The sequence below is a fragment of the Streptomyces sp. Ag109_O5-10 genome (assembly GCF_900105755.1).
GTDB lineage: Bacteria > Actinomycetota > Actinomycetes > Streptomycetales > Streptomycetaceae > Streptomyces.
Genome location: NZ_FNTQ01000001.1, coordinates 6,608,603 through 6,625,424 on the forward strand (window position 1 = coordinate 6,608,603; position 16,822 = coordinate 6,625,424).

The 16,822-nt window shown below is 74.6% G+C and carries 15 protein-coding genes and 1 riboswitch; of the genes, 4 read left to right on the forward strand and 11 right to left on the reverse strand.

Going from position 1 to position 16,822, the window contains the following annotated elements:
* Window positions 1-20: 20 nt before the first annotated feature.
* Complete coding sequence (locus BLW82_RS30130) at window positions 21-1,190, reverse strand: steroid 3-ketoacyl-CoA thiolase (protein WP_093503571.1); 1,170 nt, start codon at window positions 1,188-1,190, stop codon at window positions 21-23.
* 287 nt (window positions 1,191-1,477) lie between these two features.
* Between BLW82_RS30130 and BLW82_RS30135 the strand changes: the two genes are divergently transcribed.
* Window positions 1,478-2,713, forward strand: coding sequence for a cytochrome P450 (locus BLW82_RS30135; RefSeq protein WP_093503573.1), 1,236 nt, complete (start codon window positions 1,478-1,480; stop codon window positions 2,711-2,713).
* Between the two features lie 275 nt (window positions 2,714-2,988).
* Here BLW82_RS30135 and BLW82_RS30140 read toward each other — a convergent pair whose 3' ends face one another.
* From BLW82_RS30140 to BLW82_RS30180, 9 genes are all read right to left on the reverse strand, one after another.
* Complete coding sequence (locus BLW82_RS30140) at window positions 2,989-3,402, reverse strand: aggregation-promoting factor C-terminal-like domain-containing protein (RefSeq protein WP_093503575.1); 414 nt, start codon at window positions 3,400-3,402, stop codon at window positions 2,989-2,991.
* A gap of 339 nt (window positions 3,403-3,741) precedes the next feature.
* Entirely contained in the window at window positions 3,742-4,587 is an 846-nt protein-coding gene (locus tag BLW82_RS30145; RefSeq protein ID WP_093503577.1) for an ECF transporter S component, read from the reverse strand.
* A complete protein-coding gene (locus BLW82_RS30150) occupies window positions 4,584-6,218 on the reverse strand; it encodes an ABC transporter ATP-binding protein (protein ID WP_093503579.1) in 1,635 nt (544 codons plus the stop codon). Before BLW82_RS30150 ends, BLW82_RS30145 begins: the two co-directional genes overlap by 4 nt.
* Window positions 6,215-7,390 (reverse strand): energy-coupling factor transporter transmembrane component T, encoded by a 1,176-nt coding sequence (locus tag BLW82_RS30155; RefSeq protein ID WP_107408621.1) that lies wholly within the window; start codon window positions 7,388-7,390, stop codon window positions 6,215-6,217. The genes BLW82_RS30150 and BLW82_RS30155 overlap by 4 nt, the downstream gene beginning before the upstream one ends.
* Window positions 7,391-7,859: 469 nt before the next feature.
* On the reverse strand, window positions 7,860-8,498 hold the full coding sequence (locus tag BLW82_RS30160) for an SCO2322 family protein (RefSeq protein WP_093508363.1): 639 nt from the start codon (window positions 8,496-8,498) through the stop codon (window positions 7,860-7,862).
* A 2-nt stretch (window positions 8,499-8,500) separates the two neighbouring features.
* Complete coding sequence (locus BLW82_RS30165; protein ID WP_093503581.1) at window positions 8,501-9,724, reverse strand: prenyltransferase/squalene oxidase repeat-containing protein; 1,224 nt, start codon at window positions 9,722-9,724, stop codon at window positions 8,501-8,503.
* Between the two features lie 111 nt (window positions 9,725-9,835).
* A riboswitch (cobalamin riboswitch) is annotated at window positions 9,836-9,966 on the reverse strand.
* Window positions 9,967-10,007: 41 nt separating this feature from the next.
* Window positions 10,008-10,211, reverse strand: coding sequence for a hypothetical protein (locus BLW82_RS46360; protein WP_177233119.1), 204 nt, complete (start codon window positions 10,209-10,211; stop codon window positions 10,008-10,010).
* 83 nt (window positions 10,212-10,294) lie between these two features.
* Entirely contained in the window at window positions 10,295-10,675 is a 381-nt protein-coding gene (locus tag BLW82_RS30175; protein WP_093503583.1) for an antibiotic biosynthesis monooxygenase family protein, read from the reverse strand.
* 154 nt (window positions 10,676-10,829) lie between these two features.
* Complete coding sequence (locus BLW82_RS30180) at window positions 10,830-11,870, reverse strand: ATP-grasp domain-containing protein (RefSeq protein ID WP_093503585.1); 1,041 nt, start codon at window positions 11,868-11,870, stop codon at window positions 10,830-10,832.
* Window positions 11,871-12,136: 266 nt separating this feature from the next.
* Here BLW82_RS30180 and BLW82_RS30185 point away from each other — a divergent pair, with 266 nt between their 5' ends.
* Window positions 12,137-12,718 carry a helix-turn-helix domain-containing protein gene (locus BLW82_RS30185; protein WP_093503587.1) on the forward strand — a complete coding sequence of 194 codons (582 nt, stop codon included), beginning with the start codon at window positions 12,137-12,139 and terminating at the stop codon, window positions 12,716-12,718.
* A gap of 10 nt (window positions 12,719-12,728) precedes the next feature.
* On the opposite strand, the gene BLW82_RS30190 is transcribed toward BLW82_RS30185, so the two are convergent.
* On the reverse strand, window positions 12,729-13,799 hold the full coding sequence (locus tag BLW82_RS30190) for an MBL fold metallo-hydrolase (protein WP_093503589.1): 1,071 nt from the start codon (window positions 13,797-13,799) through the stop codon (window positions 12,729-12,731).
* A gap of 152 nt (window positions 13,800-13,951) precedes the next feature.
* Between BLW82_RS30190 and BLW82_RS30195 the strand changes: the two genes are divergently transcribed.
* The gene (locus tag BLW82_RS30195) at window positions 13,952-14,524 is read left to right on the forward strand and encodes a GNAT family N-acetyltransferase (protein WP_093503591.1); all 573 of its coding nucleotides are present in this window, start codon (window positions 13,952-13,954) and stop codon (window positions 14,522-14,524) included.
* Window positions 14,521-16,698 carry a S9 family peptidase gene (locus BLW82_RS30200; protein ID WP_093503593.1) on the forward strand — a complete coding sequence of 726 codons (2,178 nt, stop codon included), beginning with the start codon at window positions 14,521-14,523 and terminating at the stop codon, window positions 16,696-16,698. Before BLW82_RS30195 ends, BLW82_RS30200 begins: the two co-directional genes overlap by 4 nt.
* Window positions 16,699-16,822: the final 124 nt, after the last annotated feature.

Here is a 16,822-nt window from a genome sequence, read left to right on the forward strand (position 1 = left end):
CGTCCCGTGAGCCCGGTCCGTTACATCCGCTGGATGATCGTCCCGGTTGCGAGGGCGCCGCCCGCGCACATGGTGATGAGGGCGAACTCCTTGTCGGTGCGCTCCAGTTCGTGCAGGGCGGTGGTGATGAGGCGGGCGCCGGTGGCGCCCACCGGGTGGCCGAGGGCGATCGCGCCGCCGTTGACGTTGACCTTGTCCAGGTCCTGCTCGAAGACCCGGGCCCAGCTGAGCACCACCGACGCGAACGCCTCGTTGATCTCGACGAGGTCGATGTCCCCGAGGGTCATGCCGGCCTTGCCGAGCACCGCGCGGGTCGCGTCGACGGGGCCGTCGAGGTGGAAGTGCGGGTCGGCGCCGACCAGGGCCTGGGCGACGATCCGGGCCCGCGGGCGGAGCTTGAGGGCGCGGGCCATCCGCTTCGACGCCCACATGACGGCGGCGGCGCCGTCCGAGATCTGGGAGGAGTTGCCCGCCGTGTGCACGGCCGTCGGCATCACCGGCTTCAGGCCCGCCAGCGCCTCGGCCGACGTGTCCCGCAGCCCCTCGTCCTTGTCGACGAGGCGCCACATGCCCTGCCCGGCGTGCTGCTCCTCCTCCGTCGTCGGCACCTGGACGGCGAAGGTCTCGCGCTTGAAGCGTTCCTCGGCCCAGGCGTGCGCGGCCCGCTCCTGCGAGAGCAGACCGAGCGCGTCGACGTCGTCCCTGGTCAGGCCCCGGCGGCGGGCGATGCGCTCGGCGGCCTCGAACTGGTTGGGCAGGTCGACGTTCCACTCGTCCGGGAACGGCTTGCCCGGCCCGTGCTTGGAGCCCGAGCCCAGCGGCACCCGGGACATCGCCTCGACCCCGCAGCTGATCCCGACGTCGATGACCCCGGCGGCGATCATGTTGGCGGTCATGTGCGAGGCCTGCTGAGAGGAGCCGCACTGGCAGTCGACGGTGGTGGCCGCGGTCTCGTACGGCAGCCCCATGGTCAGCCAGGCGGTACGCGCGGGGTTCATGGACTGCTCGCCGGCGTGGGTCACCGTGCCGCCGACGATCTGCTCGACGGCGTCGGCGGGGATGCCGGTGCGGCCGAGGAGTTCACGGTAGGTCTCGCCCAGGAGGTAGGCGGGATGCAGGTTGGCGAGCGCGCCGCCGCGTTTGCCGATGGGGGTGCGTACGGCTTCGACGATCACGGGTTCCGCGGCCATGGGGGCTCGGTCCTCTCCTCGGTCACCCGCGCGGCGCAGGGGCGTCCCGGCCCGGCCCGCCACGCAGAACTAGAACGCGTACTAGTTCTGCGTGCAGTCTGCTGACAGTCCGTCCGCAACCGCAAGAGGGATGCATGCAATTGGGGTGACCGTGCCCCTTGCGACTTGTAGAACCCGTTATTACCTTCACGGCAACCGGCATTTCTGATGGTCCGTCAGAATGGCTGTCGGAACGACCGCCGGAACGCCGGCACGTCCAGGTCCGTACACGGTGGGAGTGAGTCGCCATGCCCTGTCCCGCGCTGCCCGACGGGTTCGACCTCACCGACCCCGATCTGCTCCATCACCGGGTACCGCTCCCGGAGTTCGCCGCCCTGCGCCAGGCCGAACCGGTCCGCTGGATCGAACAGCCGCACGGCATCGCCGGCTTCGCGGACGACGGCTACTGGGCCGTCACCCGGCACGCGGACGTCAAGTACGTCTCCACGCACCCCGAGCTGTTCTCCTCCTGGCTCAACACGGCGATCATCCGCTTCGGCGAGCACATCCAGCGCGACGCCATCGACGCCCAGCGGCTGATCCTGCTGAACATGGACCCGCCCGAGCACACCCGGGTCCGCCAGATCATCCAGCGCGGCTTCACCCCGCGCTCCATCCGGGCCCTGGAGGAACGGCTGCGCATCCGCGCCGGGGCGATCGTCGAGGCGGCCCGCGCCCGCACCGGCCCCTTCGACTTCGTCACCGAGGTCGCCTGCGAGCTCCCCCTCCAGGCGATCGCGGAGCTGATCGGCATCCCGCAGGACGACCGATCCAAGATCTTCGACTGGTCCAACAAGATGATCTCGTACGACGACCCGGAGTACGCGATCACCGAGGAGGTGGGCGCCGAGTCCGCCACCGAGCTGATCGCCTACGCGATGAACATGGCGGCCGACCGCAAGCGGTGCCCGGCCAAGGACATCGTGAGCACCCTGGTGGCGGCCGAGGACGAGGGCAACCTCGGCTCCGACGAGTTCGGCTTCTTCGTGCTGATGCTCTCGGTGGCCGGCAACGAGACCACCCGCAACGCCATCACCCACGGCATGCACGCGTTCCTGACCCACCCCGACGCCTGGGACCTGTACAAGCGCGAGCGCCCGGCGACCGCGGCCGAGGAGATCGTCCGCTGGGCCACCCCGGTCAACTCCTTCCAGCGCACCGCGACCCAGGACACCGAGCTGGGCGGCAAGCTGATCCGCAAGGGCGACCGGGTCGGCGTCTTCTACGCCTCCGCCAACCACGACCCCGAGGTCTTCACCGACCCCGGCACCTTCGACATCACCCGCGACCCCAACCCCCACCTCGGCTTCGGCGGCGGCGGCCCCCACTACTGCCTCGGCAAGTCCCTGGCCGTCCTGGAGATCGACCTGATCTTCGACGCGATCGCCGACGCGATGCCGGACCTGCGTCTCGTCGGCGCCCCGGACCGGCTCCGCTCGGCATGGATCAACGGTGTGAAACACCTCCAGGTCACCACGTCGTAGACCGCCTTGCCCACTCCCCCCGGACCCGGGCCGACGGCTCCCGGCGCCGCCGGCCCGTCCCGAGGGAGGCAGGAGCACCCCCTCCCTACGCCCCGTTCCTGCCTCCCCCGAGACGCCGGTCACCGCCCGCTTTGGCGGTGCGCCGGGACATGCGACGGCACCCTCGCCCAGGGAGGGGCGAGGGTGCCGGGGTTCAGGGGCGCGCGGCGCCGGGGATCGGCGGCGGGTGCGCGGCTCGGCCGCGATCGACCGCGGGCGCGCGCGGGTCGGCCGGCTCAGTACCAGCCGTTGGCCTGCCAGAAGCTCCAGGCGGCGGTCGGGCTGCCGTAGCGGGAGTTCATGTAGTCCAGACCCCACTTGATCTGGGTGGCGGGGTTGGTCTTCCAGTCGGAGCCGGCAGTCGCCATCTTCGAGCCGGGCAGGGCCTGGACCAGGCCGTAGGCGCCGGAGGACGAGTTGGTGGCGGAGGGGTTCCAGCCGCTCTCGTGCGAGACGATCTTGCTGAAGGCGTTGAACTGCGCGGCGTCCGGAATCATCTTGTGCGCGATCGTCTGGGCGGAGGAGGCCGACGTGGTGGCGGCCTGGGCGGGCGCCGCGGTCAGGGCCAGGCCGGCGGCGGCAGCGGCCACGGCGGCGGTGGTGAGGGCCTTCTTCGGGGAAGCGATGCGGCGGATGAAGGACACGGACACGGAGAACCTCGTTCGTCGGGGACAGGGGGTCGCCGTGTGCTCCGCGGAACCACCCGTGGGGGCCGTCCGTGTGCGTCGGCGCCGCGGCCCGCTGTGGGCTCGTGGCGCCTGGCGACGTCGTCCAGAGAAGCAGGCCGGAAAGCCGTCCGCAATCACCCCTTTTACTAGTTGTGGTCGCATAGGGGGGTTTGGGCCGGCGTGTGGCGTGGCTCTCAAACCACAGGTCAACGGGGTGGCAAAACGGGCATAAAGGAAAGGTCCGTCTACTGTTCCGGATCGTAGGTGACGTGCGTCATGTGGGGCGCTTCACCGGTCCCGTCACCGGGCGCGTACGGCCCCTCACGTCCCGGGGCCGTCGAATGTGACCGCGGTCTCGAAAGCGGCCCGCCGGGTGGCCCGGCGCAACGCCCGCAGCAGCGCCGGACCGAGGAGCAGGGTGAGCACCACCGTGCACAGGGCCCGGCCCAGGTTCCAGCCCATGGCGGTGGCCAGGCTGTAGGCGAGGAAACGGGCCAGGTTGGCGGCGGGCCCGGCGTGCGGGTCGAAGGAGAGGTTCGAGGCGTTGCCGGCCAGCAGCGGCCAGCCCGCCAGGTCGACGACCAGCCCGTAGCCGAACGCGGCGAGGAAGCCGTACCCCGCCAGCAGCGCCAGCTCGCCGCGGCCGCGCAGCCGCCCCGCGCCCGGCAGCAGCCCGGCCCCCATCGTGAACCAGCCCATCGCCAGCATCTGGAACGGCAGCCACGGCCCGACCCCGCCGGTGAGCAGCGCGGACGCGAACATGGTGAGCGAGCCGAGGGTGAACCCGAAGCCCGGCCCGAGCACCCGCCCGCTCAGCACCATCAGGAAGAACATCGGCTCGATCCCGGCGGTCCCGGCGCCGACCGGCCGCAGCGCCGCCCCGGTCGCGGCCAGCACGCCCAGCATCGCGACCGCCTTCGGACCCAGCCCCGACTCGGCGATCGTCGCCGCCAGTACGGCGACCAGCAGCACCAGCAGGCCCGCGAAGAGCCAGGGCGCGTCCTGGGCGTGCGAGGCGATCCGGGAGGAGGGCGGCGCCAGGAACGGCCAGCCGAGGGCGACCACTCCGACCGCGCTGACCAGGAGCAGGGCGGCGAGGGAGCGGGGGCCGAGCCGCACGGGGTCGGCCGCGCGGGACCTCGCCCCGGCAGGGGCCGGGGCGGTCACGCCAGGGCCTCGCGGACCTGGGCCACGGTGAGCCACCGCTCGGGCGCGAGGATCTTCGTCACCTGCGGCGCGAAGGACGGCGAGGAGACGACGATGTCGTCGGTGGGCCCGTCCGCGATCACCTCGCCCTCCGCGAGCAGCACCACCCGGTGCGCCAGCTCCGCGGTCAGCTCCACGTCGTGCGTGGCCAGCACGATCGCGTGCCCGTCGGCGGCGAGCCCGCGCAACACGCCCACCAGCCGGGCCTTCGCCGCGTAGTCCAGGCCCCGGGTCGGCTCGTCGAGCAGGAGCAGCGGCGGCCGGGCGGTGAGGACGACGGCCAGCGCGAGGGCGAGCCGCTGCCCCTCGGACAGATCACGGGGGTGCGTGCCGTCCGCGACCCCCGGCAGCAGCTCGGACACCAGGCCGCGGCAGGTCCCCGCCGCCGCCCCCGCGTCCCGGTCGGCGGCCGCGCACTCGGCACCGACCGTGTCGGCGTACAGCAGGTCACGGGGTTCCTGCGGGACCAGCCCGACCAGGCGTACGAGGTCGCGCGGGCGGGTGCGGTGCGGAACCGCGCCGCCGACCCGGACCGTGCCCGAGCCCGGCTCGACGAGTCCGACCAGGGCGCCCAGCAGCGTCGACTTCCCGGCGCCGTTGCGTCCCATGAGAGCGACGGTCTCCCCGGCGGCGACGGTGAGATCCACGCCCCGCAGCGCGTCGACCCGGCCCCGGCGGACGCCGAGGGAGCGGACCTCGGCGAGGGGAGCCACGGGGCCGGCCGCAGGACCGGTCGCGGTCGCCGCCGCGGGCCGCTGCTCCGGGACCCGCCCGGCGAGCCGCTCCCGCAGCCCGGTCGCCGTCGCCCGGCGCCGGGCGTCCCGCACCGTCATCGGCAGCGGCGACCACCCGGCCACCCGCCCCAGCTCCACCACCGGCGGACACACCGGTGACACGGCCATCACCTCGGCGGGCGTCCCGCGCACCGCCGCGGCCCCGTCCCCCGGCAGCAGCACGACCCGGTCGGCGTACTGCACGACCCGCTCCAGCCGGTGCTCGGCCAGCAGCACCGTCGTGCCCAGGTCGTGCACCAGCCGCTGGAGCACGGCCAGCACCTCCTCGGCGGCGGCCGGATCGAGCGCGGAGGTCGGCTCGTCGAGCACCAGGACCGCGGGGTGCGGGGTGAGCACCGATCCGATCGCGACCCGCTGCCGCTGCCCGCCGGAGAGCGTGGCGATCGCCCGGTCCCTCAGCTCGGCCAGCCCCAGCAGGTCCAGCGTCTCCTCCACCCGCCGCCGCATCACCGCCGGGGCGATCCCCAACGACTCCATCCCGTAGGCGAGTTCGTCCTCGACCGTGTCGGTCACGAAGTGGGCGAGCGGATCCTGCCCCACCGTGCCCACCACGTCGGCGAGTTCACGCGGCCGGTGGCTGCGGGTGTCCCGGCCGGCCACCGTCACCCGGCCGCGCAGGGTGCCGCCGGTGAAGTGCGGCACGAGCCCGCTCACCGAGTTCAGCACCGTCGACTTCCCGGTCCCGGACGGGCCCACCAGCAGGACCAGTTCACCCTCGGGCACCTCGAAGTCGACGCCCTGGACGGCGGGCCCGGCCGCGCCCTCGTACGTCACGGAGACGTCCTCGAAGCGGATCACGACGGCTCCTTCGGCACGGCGAGGGCGGGCAGCAGACCGAGCAGCACGGCGGCCGCCGGCCACAGCGGAAGCGTGGGGGCGACCAGCGGTACGACACCGGGCTGCAGGGCGGCCGGGTCGCGGACGGACGCCAGGGTGAGCAGGGCGGCGACGGCGGCGCCCGCCCCGGCCACCAGCCAGGCGCGCGCGTCCCACGGGTCCGGCCGGTACCGGGTGCGCGGCGAACGCCGGCCGCCGAGCCGCAGCCCCGCCAGCGCGGCGGCCACTCCCGCCAGCAGCACGGGCAGTCCGTACCCGCCGCCCTCGGTGGTGAGCAGCCCGTACAGCCCGGCGCAGACGCCGAGCAGACCGCCGAGGGTGAGCGCGGCCGTCGTACGGCGGACCCGGGCCGGGACGTCGGCGCTGCGGCCGTACCCGCGCGCGTCCATCGCGGCGGCCAGGGCGACCGACCGCTCCAACGCGCCCTCCAGGACCGGGAGGGCGACCTGGAGCAGGCCGCGGAGGCCGGAGTCGGGCCGGCCGCGCAGCCGCCGGGCGGCCCGCAGCCGCTGCACGTCGGCGACCAGGTGCGGTGCGAAGGTGAGCGCGACGACCACGGCCACGCCCAGCTCGTACAGGGCGCCGGGCAGGGACTTGAGCAGCCGCGCCGGGTTGGCGAGCGCGTTCGCGGCACCGACGCAGATGAGGAGGGTGGCGATCCGGAGCCCGTCGTAGAGCGCGAAGACGAGCGCCTCCGCCGTGACCCTCCCGCCGAGGCGGATGCCCTGGGCCCAGTGCGGGAGCGGGATCTCGGGGAGGGTGACGAGGGTGTGGGCACCGGGGACGGGCGAGCCGAGGAAGACGGTGAACGCGAGCCGCACGACCAGCACGGCGAGGCCGAGCCTGGCGAACGCGGCGTAGGAGCGGGACCAGGGCGCGGTCCGGCTGCGGCAGACGGCCACGACGTAGCCGGTGACGGTGATGAGCAGGCCGAGCAGAAGCGGGTTGGTCGTCCGCGACGCGGCGACCCCGAGCGAGAGGGACCAGAGCCACCATGCGCCGGGGTGCAGGGCGCGGGCGCGTGGGAGCCGACGCGGGGGTGGGGTCGCTCGCCCGCGCTTGCGGGGTGCCGCCTGCGCCCACCCTCCCGCACTCTCAACTTCGCTCGAACGGGTCGACCCCCATCGCCCCAGCGCCACGACTGCCCGCAGCCTGAGCACGGGACTGCACCGCCCCGCCAGCGGCGCGGGGAACTGCGCGAGCAGCCCCCACCGGCCTGCGGCTGGGGCGTGCCCTGTCAGGGGCGCGGGGAACTGCGCGGGCACCCCCCACCGGCCTGCGGTGGCGGGACTGCCTGTGGCTGGGGCGTGCCCTGTCAGGGGCGCGAGGAACTGCGCGGGCACCCCCCACCGGCCTGCGGTGGCGGGACTGCCTGTGGCTGGGGCGTGCCCTGTCAGGGGCGCGAGGAACTGCGCGGGCAGCCTCCACCGGCCTGCGGTGGCGGGACTGCCTGTGGCTGGGGTGTGCCCTGTCAGGGGCGCGAGGAACTGCGCGAGCAGCCCCGACCGGTGTGCGGTGGCGGGACTGCTTGCGGCTGGGGCGTGCCCTGTCAGGGGCGCGAGGAACTGCGCGGGCAACCCCCACCGGCCCGCGCTGTGGCGCTCACGCATTCTTCCGCCGCCGTGCCTGCCAGAGGGCACCCGCGGCCACCACGACGACCACTCCCACGCCGGCCGCCAGGCCGACAGACGGTCCGCCGTCCGACGTGCCCCCGGCCGCCCCCGCCCCTGCCCCCGCCGTCACCTTCTCGCCGCACCCCCGCGCCGGATACCCCGCGATCGCACACAACAACGCGTTCGTGTCGTACCGCAGCGGCTTCGCCGCCGTCGCCAGGGCGTCCGCCGCCGTCGCGTCCTCGGGGACCACCGCGCAGGCGGTCCGCCGCGCGGGCGGCTTCTCTCCGGCGGCCGCGTCCGCGGGCGTGCCGAAGTCGACGACCAGCGCCACCCGTTTCCGGCCCCCGACGGCTGGCGTGTCCGCGCAGATCGTGCCGAAGCCGGCCGTGCCGCGCGGCTGCGACGCGTCCGCCGAGTCCTCGCTCACCGCGAAGCGGAAGCCCTCGACCGAACCGTCGCCGGGCCGCGCGGTCGAGGGGCCCTGCGTGGCGTACGTCCAGCGCGCGCCGTTCCGCTCCCAGAAGGACCAGTAGCGGTAGCCGGTGGCCGCCGCCGGCCCCGCGGCCGTCGCGTACAGCGTCAGCGCGGCCAGGAGCAGCAGCCCCGCACGGCGGACCGCGGTCACGGTCACAGCTGCCGCTGCTTCCGGCGGCCGCTGAACAGGAAGCCGATGCCGATACCGGCGACGAGCCCGGTGCCGACGATCCACCACACGCTGTTGCCCGACTTCTTCCCCTCGTTCTTCGACTCGGCGTGCTGCGCGGCAGCCGCCCGCGGGGCCGGTCCCGTCGCGTTCAGCGCCGTCACCAGGTTCGTCCCGCCGAAGTCACGCGGGTCCGCGCCCATCGCGTGCGCGGCGAGGATCAGTTCGGCGTAGGCCGCGGGCCCGCTCTGCTCCGCCCACGGCGCGGCGTGCGCCTCCAGCCAGGCGTACGGCTTCTTCGCCTGCCCCGTCCAGCCCTGCGCGGCCAGGGCGACGACCGCGTCGGCGGTGTTGCCGTAGTCCGGCTGGGGCTTGGCACCGGCGAGCGCGGAGACGAGGTGGCCGCTCTTCGACATGGCGTCCGCCAGGTACGCGGCGCCGTTGCGGGCCACCTCCTCCCGCGTGGGCGTCCTGCCGGAGCCGGCACAGGCGGGACCCGTCGCCCGGGCCTTGCCGGCCGTCGTCACGAACCCCTTGCCGAGGGCCCCGAGCACCCCGGCCGCGGTCGCGTCCGCGTTGGCGGCCAGCTTCCCCTGCTTGTCCGGCTGGTAGGCGAGGGCGCCGCCGCCGTCCTGGCCGCAGGGGAGGGACCACTTGGCGAGGAGGTCGTACGGCGACCTGTCCGCGCTCGCGCCGGCCGCCGCGAGCGCGCCGACGACCACGCCGGTGGAGTTGGTGTCGCTGGGCGAGCCCGGGGTGTAGCCCCAGCCGCCGTCCTTGTTCTGCACCGACTTCAGCCAGGTCACCGCCCTGGTGGCGGCGGCGTCGTGCCCGCCGGCCGCCTTCAGCGCCTGTACGGCGGCGGCGGTGCTGTTCGTGTCGACCGTCACCTTGGCGTCGCAGGCCGCCGTCGGCTCGGCGCGGAACGCGGCGAACGCGCCGTTCGCGCACTGCTGCCCGGCCAGCCAGTCCACCGCCTTCGCGGCCGGGGTCACCCCCACCGCGCGCTGGGCCAGCAGGGCGAGGGACTGGCGCCAGACGCCGTCGAACCTGGGGTCCGCACCGCCGTACAGCCCCGACGGGCGCACCGTCGACGCGGACGGCGACGGGGACGTGGTGCCGGCGGCCAGCGCGGTCGTCGCGGGCATGGCGGCACCGATGACGGCGGTGGCGGCCAGCGCCCCGGCGGTGCGGCGGAGGACGGTCATGGTAGGCGGATGCCTCTCCCTGCGGGGAGCCGGGCAGCGCGGGAGAAGACCCCGGCGGCTCGGCTCCGTAAACCTCGACGGTGCCGTGCGACGACGGGCGCCGGCGCACATGAGCCGATCAACGTCCCGGGCGCGGCGGTCCGGCTTGCCACGGGTAGGTGGCTCACGGTTGCGGGTCAGCGCCGGAATTGCACCGGCTTCCCCCCGTACGGGTGATGACGACCTGGCTACCTTACCGGCCGCCCCGGGGAAGCTGAGAGGGGGCTGTGCCGGGACCGCTTCGTCAGGGTCGCGCCCTGACGGAGACACTGCTCGGGGCGGGGCGTTCGGCCGACGTGTACGAGGTCGGCGGGGCGTGGGTGCTGTGCCGGGACCGGGACGGCTGGGGGGACGCGGCCGCCGAGGGCGCGGTGATGGCGTACGTACGGGAGCACGGGTACCCGGCGCCCCGGGTGCGGCCGACCGGGTCCCGTACCGAACTGGTCATGGAGCGGCTGTCCGGGCCGGCCCCGCTGACGGCACTGCCGGCGGGGGAGGCGGCTCGGAGTGCTGGACGCGGCGGAACGCCTTCTAGCGTTCCGGCGCCGCGTCCGCGGCCTGCCCCCGCGTGAAGCCGTGGCTCCGTTCCACCTTCGCCACGTGCAGGGTGTAGCTCTCGTACCACTCGGCCCGCCCGCGCCGCTGCGCCGCGCGGTGCTCGGCGTCGGTGCGCCACCGCGTGAGCGCGTCGGCGTCGCGGAAGTACCCGACGGTGATGCCCAGCCCGCCGGGGGTCTGCGCGTGGTCCATCCCCAGGTACCCGGGGACGTCCTTCACCAGGTCCTCCATGCGTGCGTTGGTCTCGCGGTAGCCGCTCTGGTCCTGGGTCCGGATCGCGGTGAAGACGGCCATGTAGTACGGGGGTTCAAAGGCCTCGACGGGGACGACAGGCGTTTCGGGGTGATCGCTCATGGCCGCACCGTAGAGCGGAACATGCCCGATGATCCAGCGCCCCGCGAGGGGCGCCCGGGGTACCCCGGCCGAAGGCCGGGGGAGGAACTGCGCGACCGGCCACGACGGCGCCGCAGCCGGCCGACGTCACCTCGCGGCACTGCCGGCGGCGCGTTCAAGCCGCGTCCGCGAGCGGCGCGATGCCCACCGACAGGTGGCGGCCCATGCGGCGCAGCGCGTCGTCGCAGGCGTCCGGGGTCTCGCCCACCGCCACCCACAGGGCCAGCCGGTCGCCGGTGGTGGCGTGCGGGCCCGCGGTGACGGGGGTGCCGGTGTGCTGGGTGAGGAGCATGCGGTCGGCGCCGGGCTCGTGGACGGCGTCGGGGGAGAGTTCGAGGCGGTCGAGGCGGCCGGTGGCGGCCGGGTACGCGAACTGGATCGCGGCCGCCCGCTGCCGGGTGGGCGTCGTGTCGGGCATCTCGCCGGTGGCGAGGGCGGCCGCGGCCCGGGGGAGGTCGACGCCGGTGGCCCGTCTGACGAGGAGCGGGATCAGGTCGCCCGGGAGGTGCGGGGCGACGTCGGTGACCCGGGGGCCGCGGTCGGTGAGGGCGAGGCCGATGTGCAGGACACCCCGCTCGACACCGAGGGCGTGCACGGTGCGGTCGACGGCGAGGCGCAGGAAACGGTTGTGCAGCAGGCCGTCGTGGGCGTGCACGGTGTGCCGGAGCGGCTGCCGGGCGGGCGCCGGGCCCAGGGTCGTACGGGTGATGGCGGCGATGCGGATCTCGCCGTCGAGGACGATCGTCTCGGCCGAGACGCGGGGCGTGCCGGGGTCGTCGGGGACGCCCGTGGGAACGGTGTGGGCGGCCAGCAGCGCGTGCAGTGCGGGTGGGTCGGAACAGGCCTCGGCCACGGCGAGGGAGGGGCCGGGCAGCCCCAACTGCCCGGCGATCCTCGCGGCGGGGACCGCGTACTCGCCCGAGAAGGTCAGCACGCCGCGGACTCTGTGCCGGGCCGCGAACCGCACCACCGCCGACGCCGTCGCGCCGCCTTTGCCGGGGTCCGCCGCGAGTCGACCGGCCAGGCACGGGTGTGCCCAGGCGGGCGGCGCGGCGTCCACCAGCAGCACCGGCCGGGCCGCGGCGACCCGCGTCAGCGCGAACTCGTCGTACGCGCAACGGCGTCCGGCGCCTAGGAGCAGGACGGGCTGCGGCATCGGTTCGCCTCACCTTCCGGGGAGGAGGCGGGGCGGCTGGTCGCCCCGGATGCCGCTCCCCCATAGGCGGCACCCGGGGCGGGTCGGTTCGACCGTGGCCTGGTGACGTGATCCTTTCCTGTCGGACCGTCATATGTCAACAATTCCTGCCTACTTGCGCAGTGGTACTTGTCATGTCTGGTGGGCCGGACCGGTGATTCGGTAGCCTCGCGTCTGCCCGGCCCGCACGGCCGGCCGGCCGATCACGCGCGTGCAGGGGGACCTTGGTGAGTGACGCCCATGCCCCGCTGGCCGGCGTACTGGAACGGCTGGGGGAGCTGACCGGACGTCCCGGACGGCTCTGCGAGGTACTGGACGTGGCCGACCTGTCGTACCGCACCGGCATTCCGGTCGGGGTGGTCGCCGAACTCCTCGCGGGCGGGGCCGCGCCCGAGGCGGGGCTCGCCGAACGGGTCCGTCAGCGGCTGGACTTCATCCGTGAGAACCGGCGGCGGCCGGACGGCAAGCGGTACTCGCTGGGCGAGCTCGCGGCGATCGCCGGCACCAGCAGACAGTGGCTGAGCGAGTGGCGCAAGAGCGGACTGCCGAGCCTCGAACACACCGACCGGCTGCGGCGGTTCTTCGGTCTCCCGCCCGGTTTCTTCACCGCCGACGAGCCCGAGGCGCTGTGCGACGCCCTCCAGCCGGTGCTGCAGGGCCTGCAGGCCCAGGCCGACCCGCTCTCCCGTCTCCGCGAGAGCGGCCTCGTCCGCCTCGCGGCCCGCGCGCCCCAGATGAACCCCCGCCAACTCGCCACCCTCGCCGACCTCGCGGAGCTGCTTATCACGGCCGAGGGTGCGGTCAACTGAGCCGGGTCGGTCAGACCGCGACGTACGTGACCGGTTCGCTCCCCGGCACCGCCTCCGCGCGGCCCTGTTTCACCAGGCGGCGCAGGTGGGCCTCGGCCTCCGAGACGGCGATGTTCCTCGATCCGTAGGGGATCTGGTCCCAGGGGCGGTTCCACTCCATCCGTACCGCCAGTTGCCACGGTGTGAGCGGCTGCCGGAGGAGGGAGAGCAGGCCGGCGAGGCGGTCCTCGTGGTGGGCCAGCAGTTCGTGGACCCGTCCCGGTGCGTCGGTGAAGGTGTGCTGGTGGGCCGGGAGGACCTCGGCGGGGGCGAGGCGGCCGACGCGCTCGAGGGAGTCGAGGTAGTCGCCGAGGGGGTCGGTGACGGTCGCGTCGTCGGGGTCCTCGTAGAGGCCGATGTGCGGGGTGATCTCCGGGAGGAGATGGTCGCCGGAGAACAGGCGTCCGTGGCCCGGCAGTTGCGAAGGGTGCTCCTCCTCCAGGTGCAGGCAGACGTGGCCGGGCGTGTGCCCCGGCGTCCAGACGGCACGCAGCCGGCGGCCCGGGAGGTCGAGGAGTTCGCCGGGGAGGATCTCGCGGTCGGGAAGGGCGGGGGCGAGACCGGGCGGGGCGCTCCGGCGGCGCGGTCCCTCGCGCAACGGCGCCACGTGCTCGTCCGGCGCCCCGGCGGCCGTCAGCTTCGCCGCCATGTACGTGAACCACCGCTCCGGCCGGGTCTCCCGGGCCCGCCGCACGATCGCCGCGTCGGCCGCGTGCATCGCGATCCAGGCCCCGGACGCCTCGCGCACCCGCCCCGACAGCCCGTGGTGGTCGGGATGGTGATGCGTGATGACGACCCCGTGCACCTCGCCGACGCCCGTACCGCACGCCTCGAGACCCGCCGCCAGCACGTCCCACGATCCGGGGTCGTCCCACCCGGTGTCGACCAGCACCGGACCCCGGTCGGTGTCCACCACGTACACCAGCGTGTGGCCGAGCGGATTGTCCGGGATGGGCACCGCGACCGACCGCACGCCCCCGCCGAGATCCCGCACGGCCACCTGTGGCCCTGCCTGTGCCGACTCGCCCAGACTGTCCGCCATCAGCCTTCCTCCGCCCCCCCGTCCGGTCCCGCCGGCCCCACGGCCGCTTCCCACTATAACCAGACCTGATGATCCGTCAGATGGTCGGTACCGGGCCGGTGCGGCCGCATATTGGATTGCCGCCGGCCGGACCGCCCGGGTAGGAAGCGGGCATGCTCAGAGGTGACACGGTCGGGCTCAGGGCCCGACACGAAGAGGACATCCCGGTGCTGCTGGCCGAGCTCTACGACGACGTGGTCTACTCCACGCAGGCCGGCAGCGGGCCGTGGCGGCCGGTATCACCCGGCTCGACGGACTCGCGGCTCACGGTGGACCACGAGGACGACGGGAGCGTCAGGTTCTCCGTGGTGGAACTGGCGCGCGGCACGCTGGTCGGCAGTGCCACGCTGTGGGGCATCGACACCCACAACCGCTTGGCGCACATCGGGCTGGGCCTGCTGCCCGCCGCCCGCGGCAAGGGCTACGGCACCGACGTGGTCGCGGTCCTGTGCCACTACGGCTTCGTCGTGCGCGGACTGCACCGTCTGCAGATCGAGACCCTCTCCGGCAACGTCGCGATGCTGCGCGCCGCCGAGCGCAACGGCTTCGTCCGCGAGGGCGTGCTGCGCTCCTCGGGCTGGGTGATGGGTGAGTTCCAGGACGAGGTGCTGCTCGGACTCCTCGCCGAGGAGTGGCGACCGGCCACGAAGACCCACACCGCGCGTGACGAACGGACGAGCGCATGAGGCCTTCTGCCGGCGGCGCGGCGCCGGACACGGCGGTTTCCCCGCTCCTGCGCCAGGTCGCCCGCACCCGCCGCTTCACCCTCGGCGCACCCGCCCGTCCCACCGTGGCGCCGGACGGCGCGCGTGTCCTGTTCCTGCGGAGCCGGGCCGGTGACGATCCGGCCGGGTGCCTGTGGACGCTCGACCCGGCGACCGGCACGGAGCGGCTGCTGGCCGACCCCGCCGGACTGCTCGGCGACGCGGCCGACGAGGTGCCGCCGGAGGAGCGCGTCCGGCGCGAGCGCGCCAGGCAGCAGTCCGCCGGGATCACCGACTACGCCACCGACGCGGCCGCCCGGACGGCCGCGTTCGCACTCTCCGGACAGCTGTGGGTGGTGGACACGGGCTCCGGCGCCGTACGGCGACTGCCCGCCCGGCAGCCGGTGGTGGACCCGCGGCCGTCCCCGGACGGCCGGTACGTCGCCTACGTCTGCGGCGGGGCGCTGCGGGTGATCGGCACGGACGGCGGCGGCGACCGGGCGGTGGCCGCGCCCGAGCCGGCCGAAGGCCCGGACGTCTTCTTCGGCCTGCCGGAACACGTGGCGAGCGAGTCGATGAACCGCCACCGGGCGTACTGGTGGGCGCCGGACGGGGAGCGGCTGCTGACCACCCGGGTGGACAACCGCGAGGTCGCCCTCTGGTACCTCGCCGACCCGGCGGACCCCGCCAGGCCGCCGCGCGCGGTCCGCTACCCGCGGGTCGGCACCGCCAACGCCGAGGTCACGCTGTGGATCGCCGACCTGGCGGGCAACCGCACCGAGGTCCGCTGGGACCGGGCGGGTTTCGAGTACCTGCCCGCGGCCGGCTGGGACGGGCACGGTCCGTTCGCCGTCGTGCTCAGCCGCGACCAGCGCTCCCTCCAGGTGCTGGCCGTGGATCCGGCGGACGGTTCGACCGGCCTCCTGGCCGAGCGGCACGACGAGCGCTGGGTGGAGTTGCTGGTGCCGGGAGTGCCGGCGCGCACGGGCACCGGCCGGCTCGTCGACTACCTCGACCGGGACGAGACGCGGCACCTGACCGTCGACGGCACCCCGGTCACGCCGGACGGCCTGCAACTGCACGAGGTGCTCGCGGTGGACGGCGAGACGGTGTTCTTCACGGCGGCCGCGGAACCCACCGAGCGCCATGTGTGGAGGTACCGGCCGGACCAGGGCGTAAGCCGGTTGACCGAGCGGCCGGGCGTGCACTCCGGCGCCTTCGGCGGAGGCACGTTCGTCCGCGTCTCGCGCACGCCCGGGCTGCCGGGCTCGCACACCACCGTGCACCGGCTGACCGGGGACGGCGGCCCGGAGGCGGACGGCCCCGCACCCGCCGAGATCCGTTCGCACGCCCAGCGCCCCCTGCTGCGCCTGCGGGTCGAGTCCGCCGTCGTGGGTCCGCGCGAACTGCGCACGCACCTCTTCCTGCCCTCCTGGCACCGGGCCGCCGACGCCCCGCTGCCGGTGCTGCTCGACCCCTACGGCGGCCCGGCCATGCAGAAGGTGCTGGCCGAGCAGGCCTCGCACGCCTTCGTCTCCCAGTGGTTCGCCGAACAGGGCTTCGCGGTGCTGGTGGCGGACGGCGCCGGCACCCCCGGACGCGGGCCGCGCTGGGAGAAGGAGATCTTCGGCGACCTGCTCGGCCCTACCCTGGACGACCAGGTCACCGCCCTGCACGCGACGGCCGAGCGCCACCCGGAGCTGGATCTCGGCCGGGTCGGCATCCGCGGCTGGTCGTTCGGCGGGATCCTGGCCGCCGCCGCGGTGCTGCGCAGGCCCGACGTCTTCCACGCCGCGGTGTCCGGCGCGCCGCTCACCGACCAGCGGCTCTACGACGCCTGCTGGAAGGAGCGCTTCCTCGGCCTGCCCGACCGGTACCCGGAGCACTACGAGTCGTCCTCGCTGCTCGCCGACGCCCCGAAGCTCAGCCGCCCGCTGCTGCTGATGCACGGACTGGCCGACGACAACGTCTTCGTGGCCGGCACCCTGCGGCTGTCCGCCGCCCTGCTGGCCGCCGGGAAACCGCACGAGGTGCTGCCGCTGAGCGGCATGACACACGCCGCGCCGGCCGACGACACGTTCGCCCGGCTGGTGGGCCACCAACTGGACTTCCTCCGCCGCCACCTGACCGGCCATCCCGGCACGACGCCCGGCTAGTGCCGCAACAGGCAACGTTCGCCCCGTCACGACGCCCGGCACGCACTCTCGCCGCACCGGCCGAAAGCCCAAGTACATCCAGTACGAGGACTTCCGGCCGGCACGCCGAGAGCACGCACCGGAC

Excerpts from the sequence above, each read along its gene's own strand:
- BLW82_RS30130 (WP_093503571.1), bottom strand. The coding sequence starts at position 1,190 with ATGGCCGCGGAACCCGTGATCGTCGAAGCCGTACGCACCCCCATCGGC.
- BLW82_RS30135 (WP_093503573.1), top strand. The coding sequence starts at position 1,478 with ATGCCCTGTCCCGCGCTGCCCGACGGGTTCGACCTCACCGACCCCGAT.
- BLW82_RS30165 (WP_093503581.1), bottom strand. The coding sequence starts at position 9,724 with ATGACCGTCCTCCGCCGCACCGCCGGGGCGCTGGCCGCCACCGCCGTC.
- BLW82_RS46360 (WP_177233119.1), bottom strand. The coding sequence starts at position 10,211 with ATGACCAGTTCGGTACGGGACCCGGTCGGCCGCACCCGGGGCGCCGGG.
- BLW82_RS30175 (WP_093503583.1), bottom strand. The coding sequence starts at position 10,675 with ATGAGCGATCACCCCGAAACGCCTGTCGTCCCCGTCGAGGCCTTTGAA.
- BLW82_RS30180 (WP_093503585.1), bottom strand. The coding sequence starts at position 11,870 with ATGCCGCAGCCCGTCCTGCTCCTAGGCGCCGGACGCCGTTGCGCGTAC.
- BLW82_RS30190 (WP_093503589.1), bottom strand. The coding sequence starts at position 13,799 with ATGGCGGACAGTCTGGGCGAGTCGGCACAGGCAGGGCCACAGGTGGCC.
- BLW82_RS30195 (WP_093503591.1), top strand. The coding sequence starts at position 13,952 with ATGCTCAGAGGTGACACGGTCGGGCTCAGGGCCCGACACGAAGAGGAC.
- BLW82_RS30200 (WP_093503593.1), top strand. The coding sequence starts at position 14,521 with ATGAGGCCTTCTGCCGGCGGCGCGGCGCCGGACACGGCGGTTTCCCCG.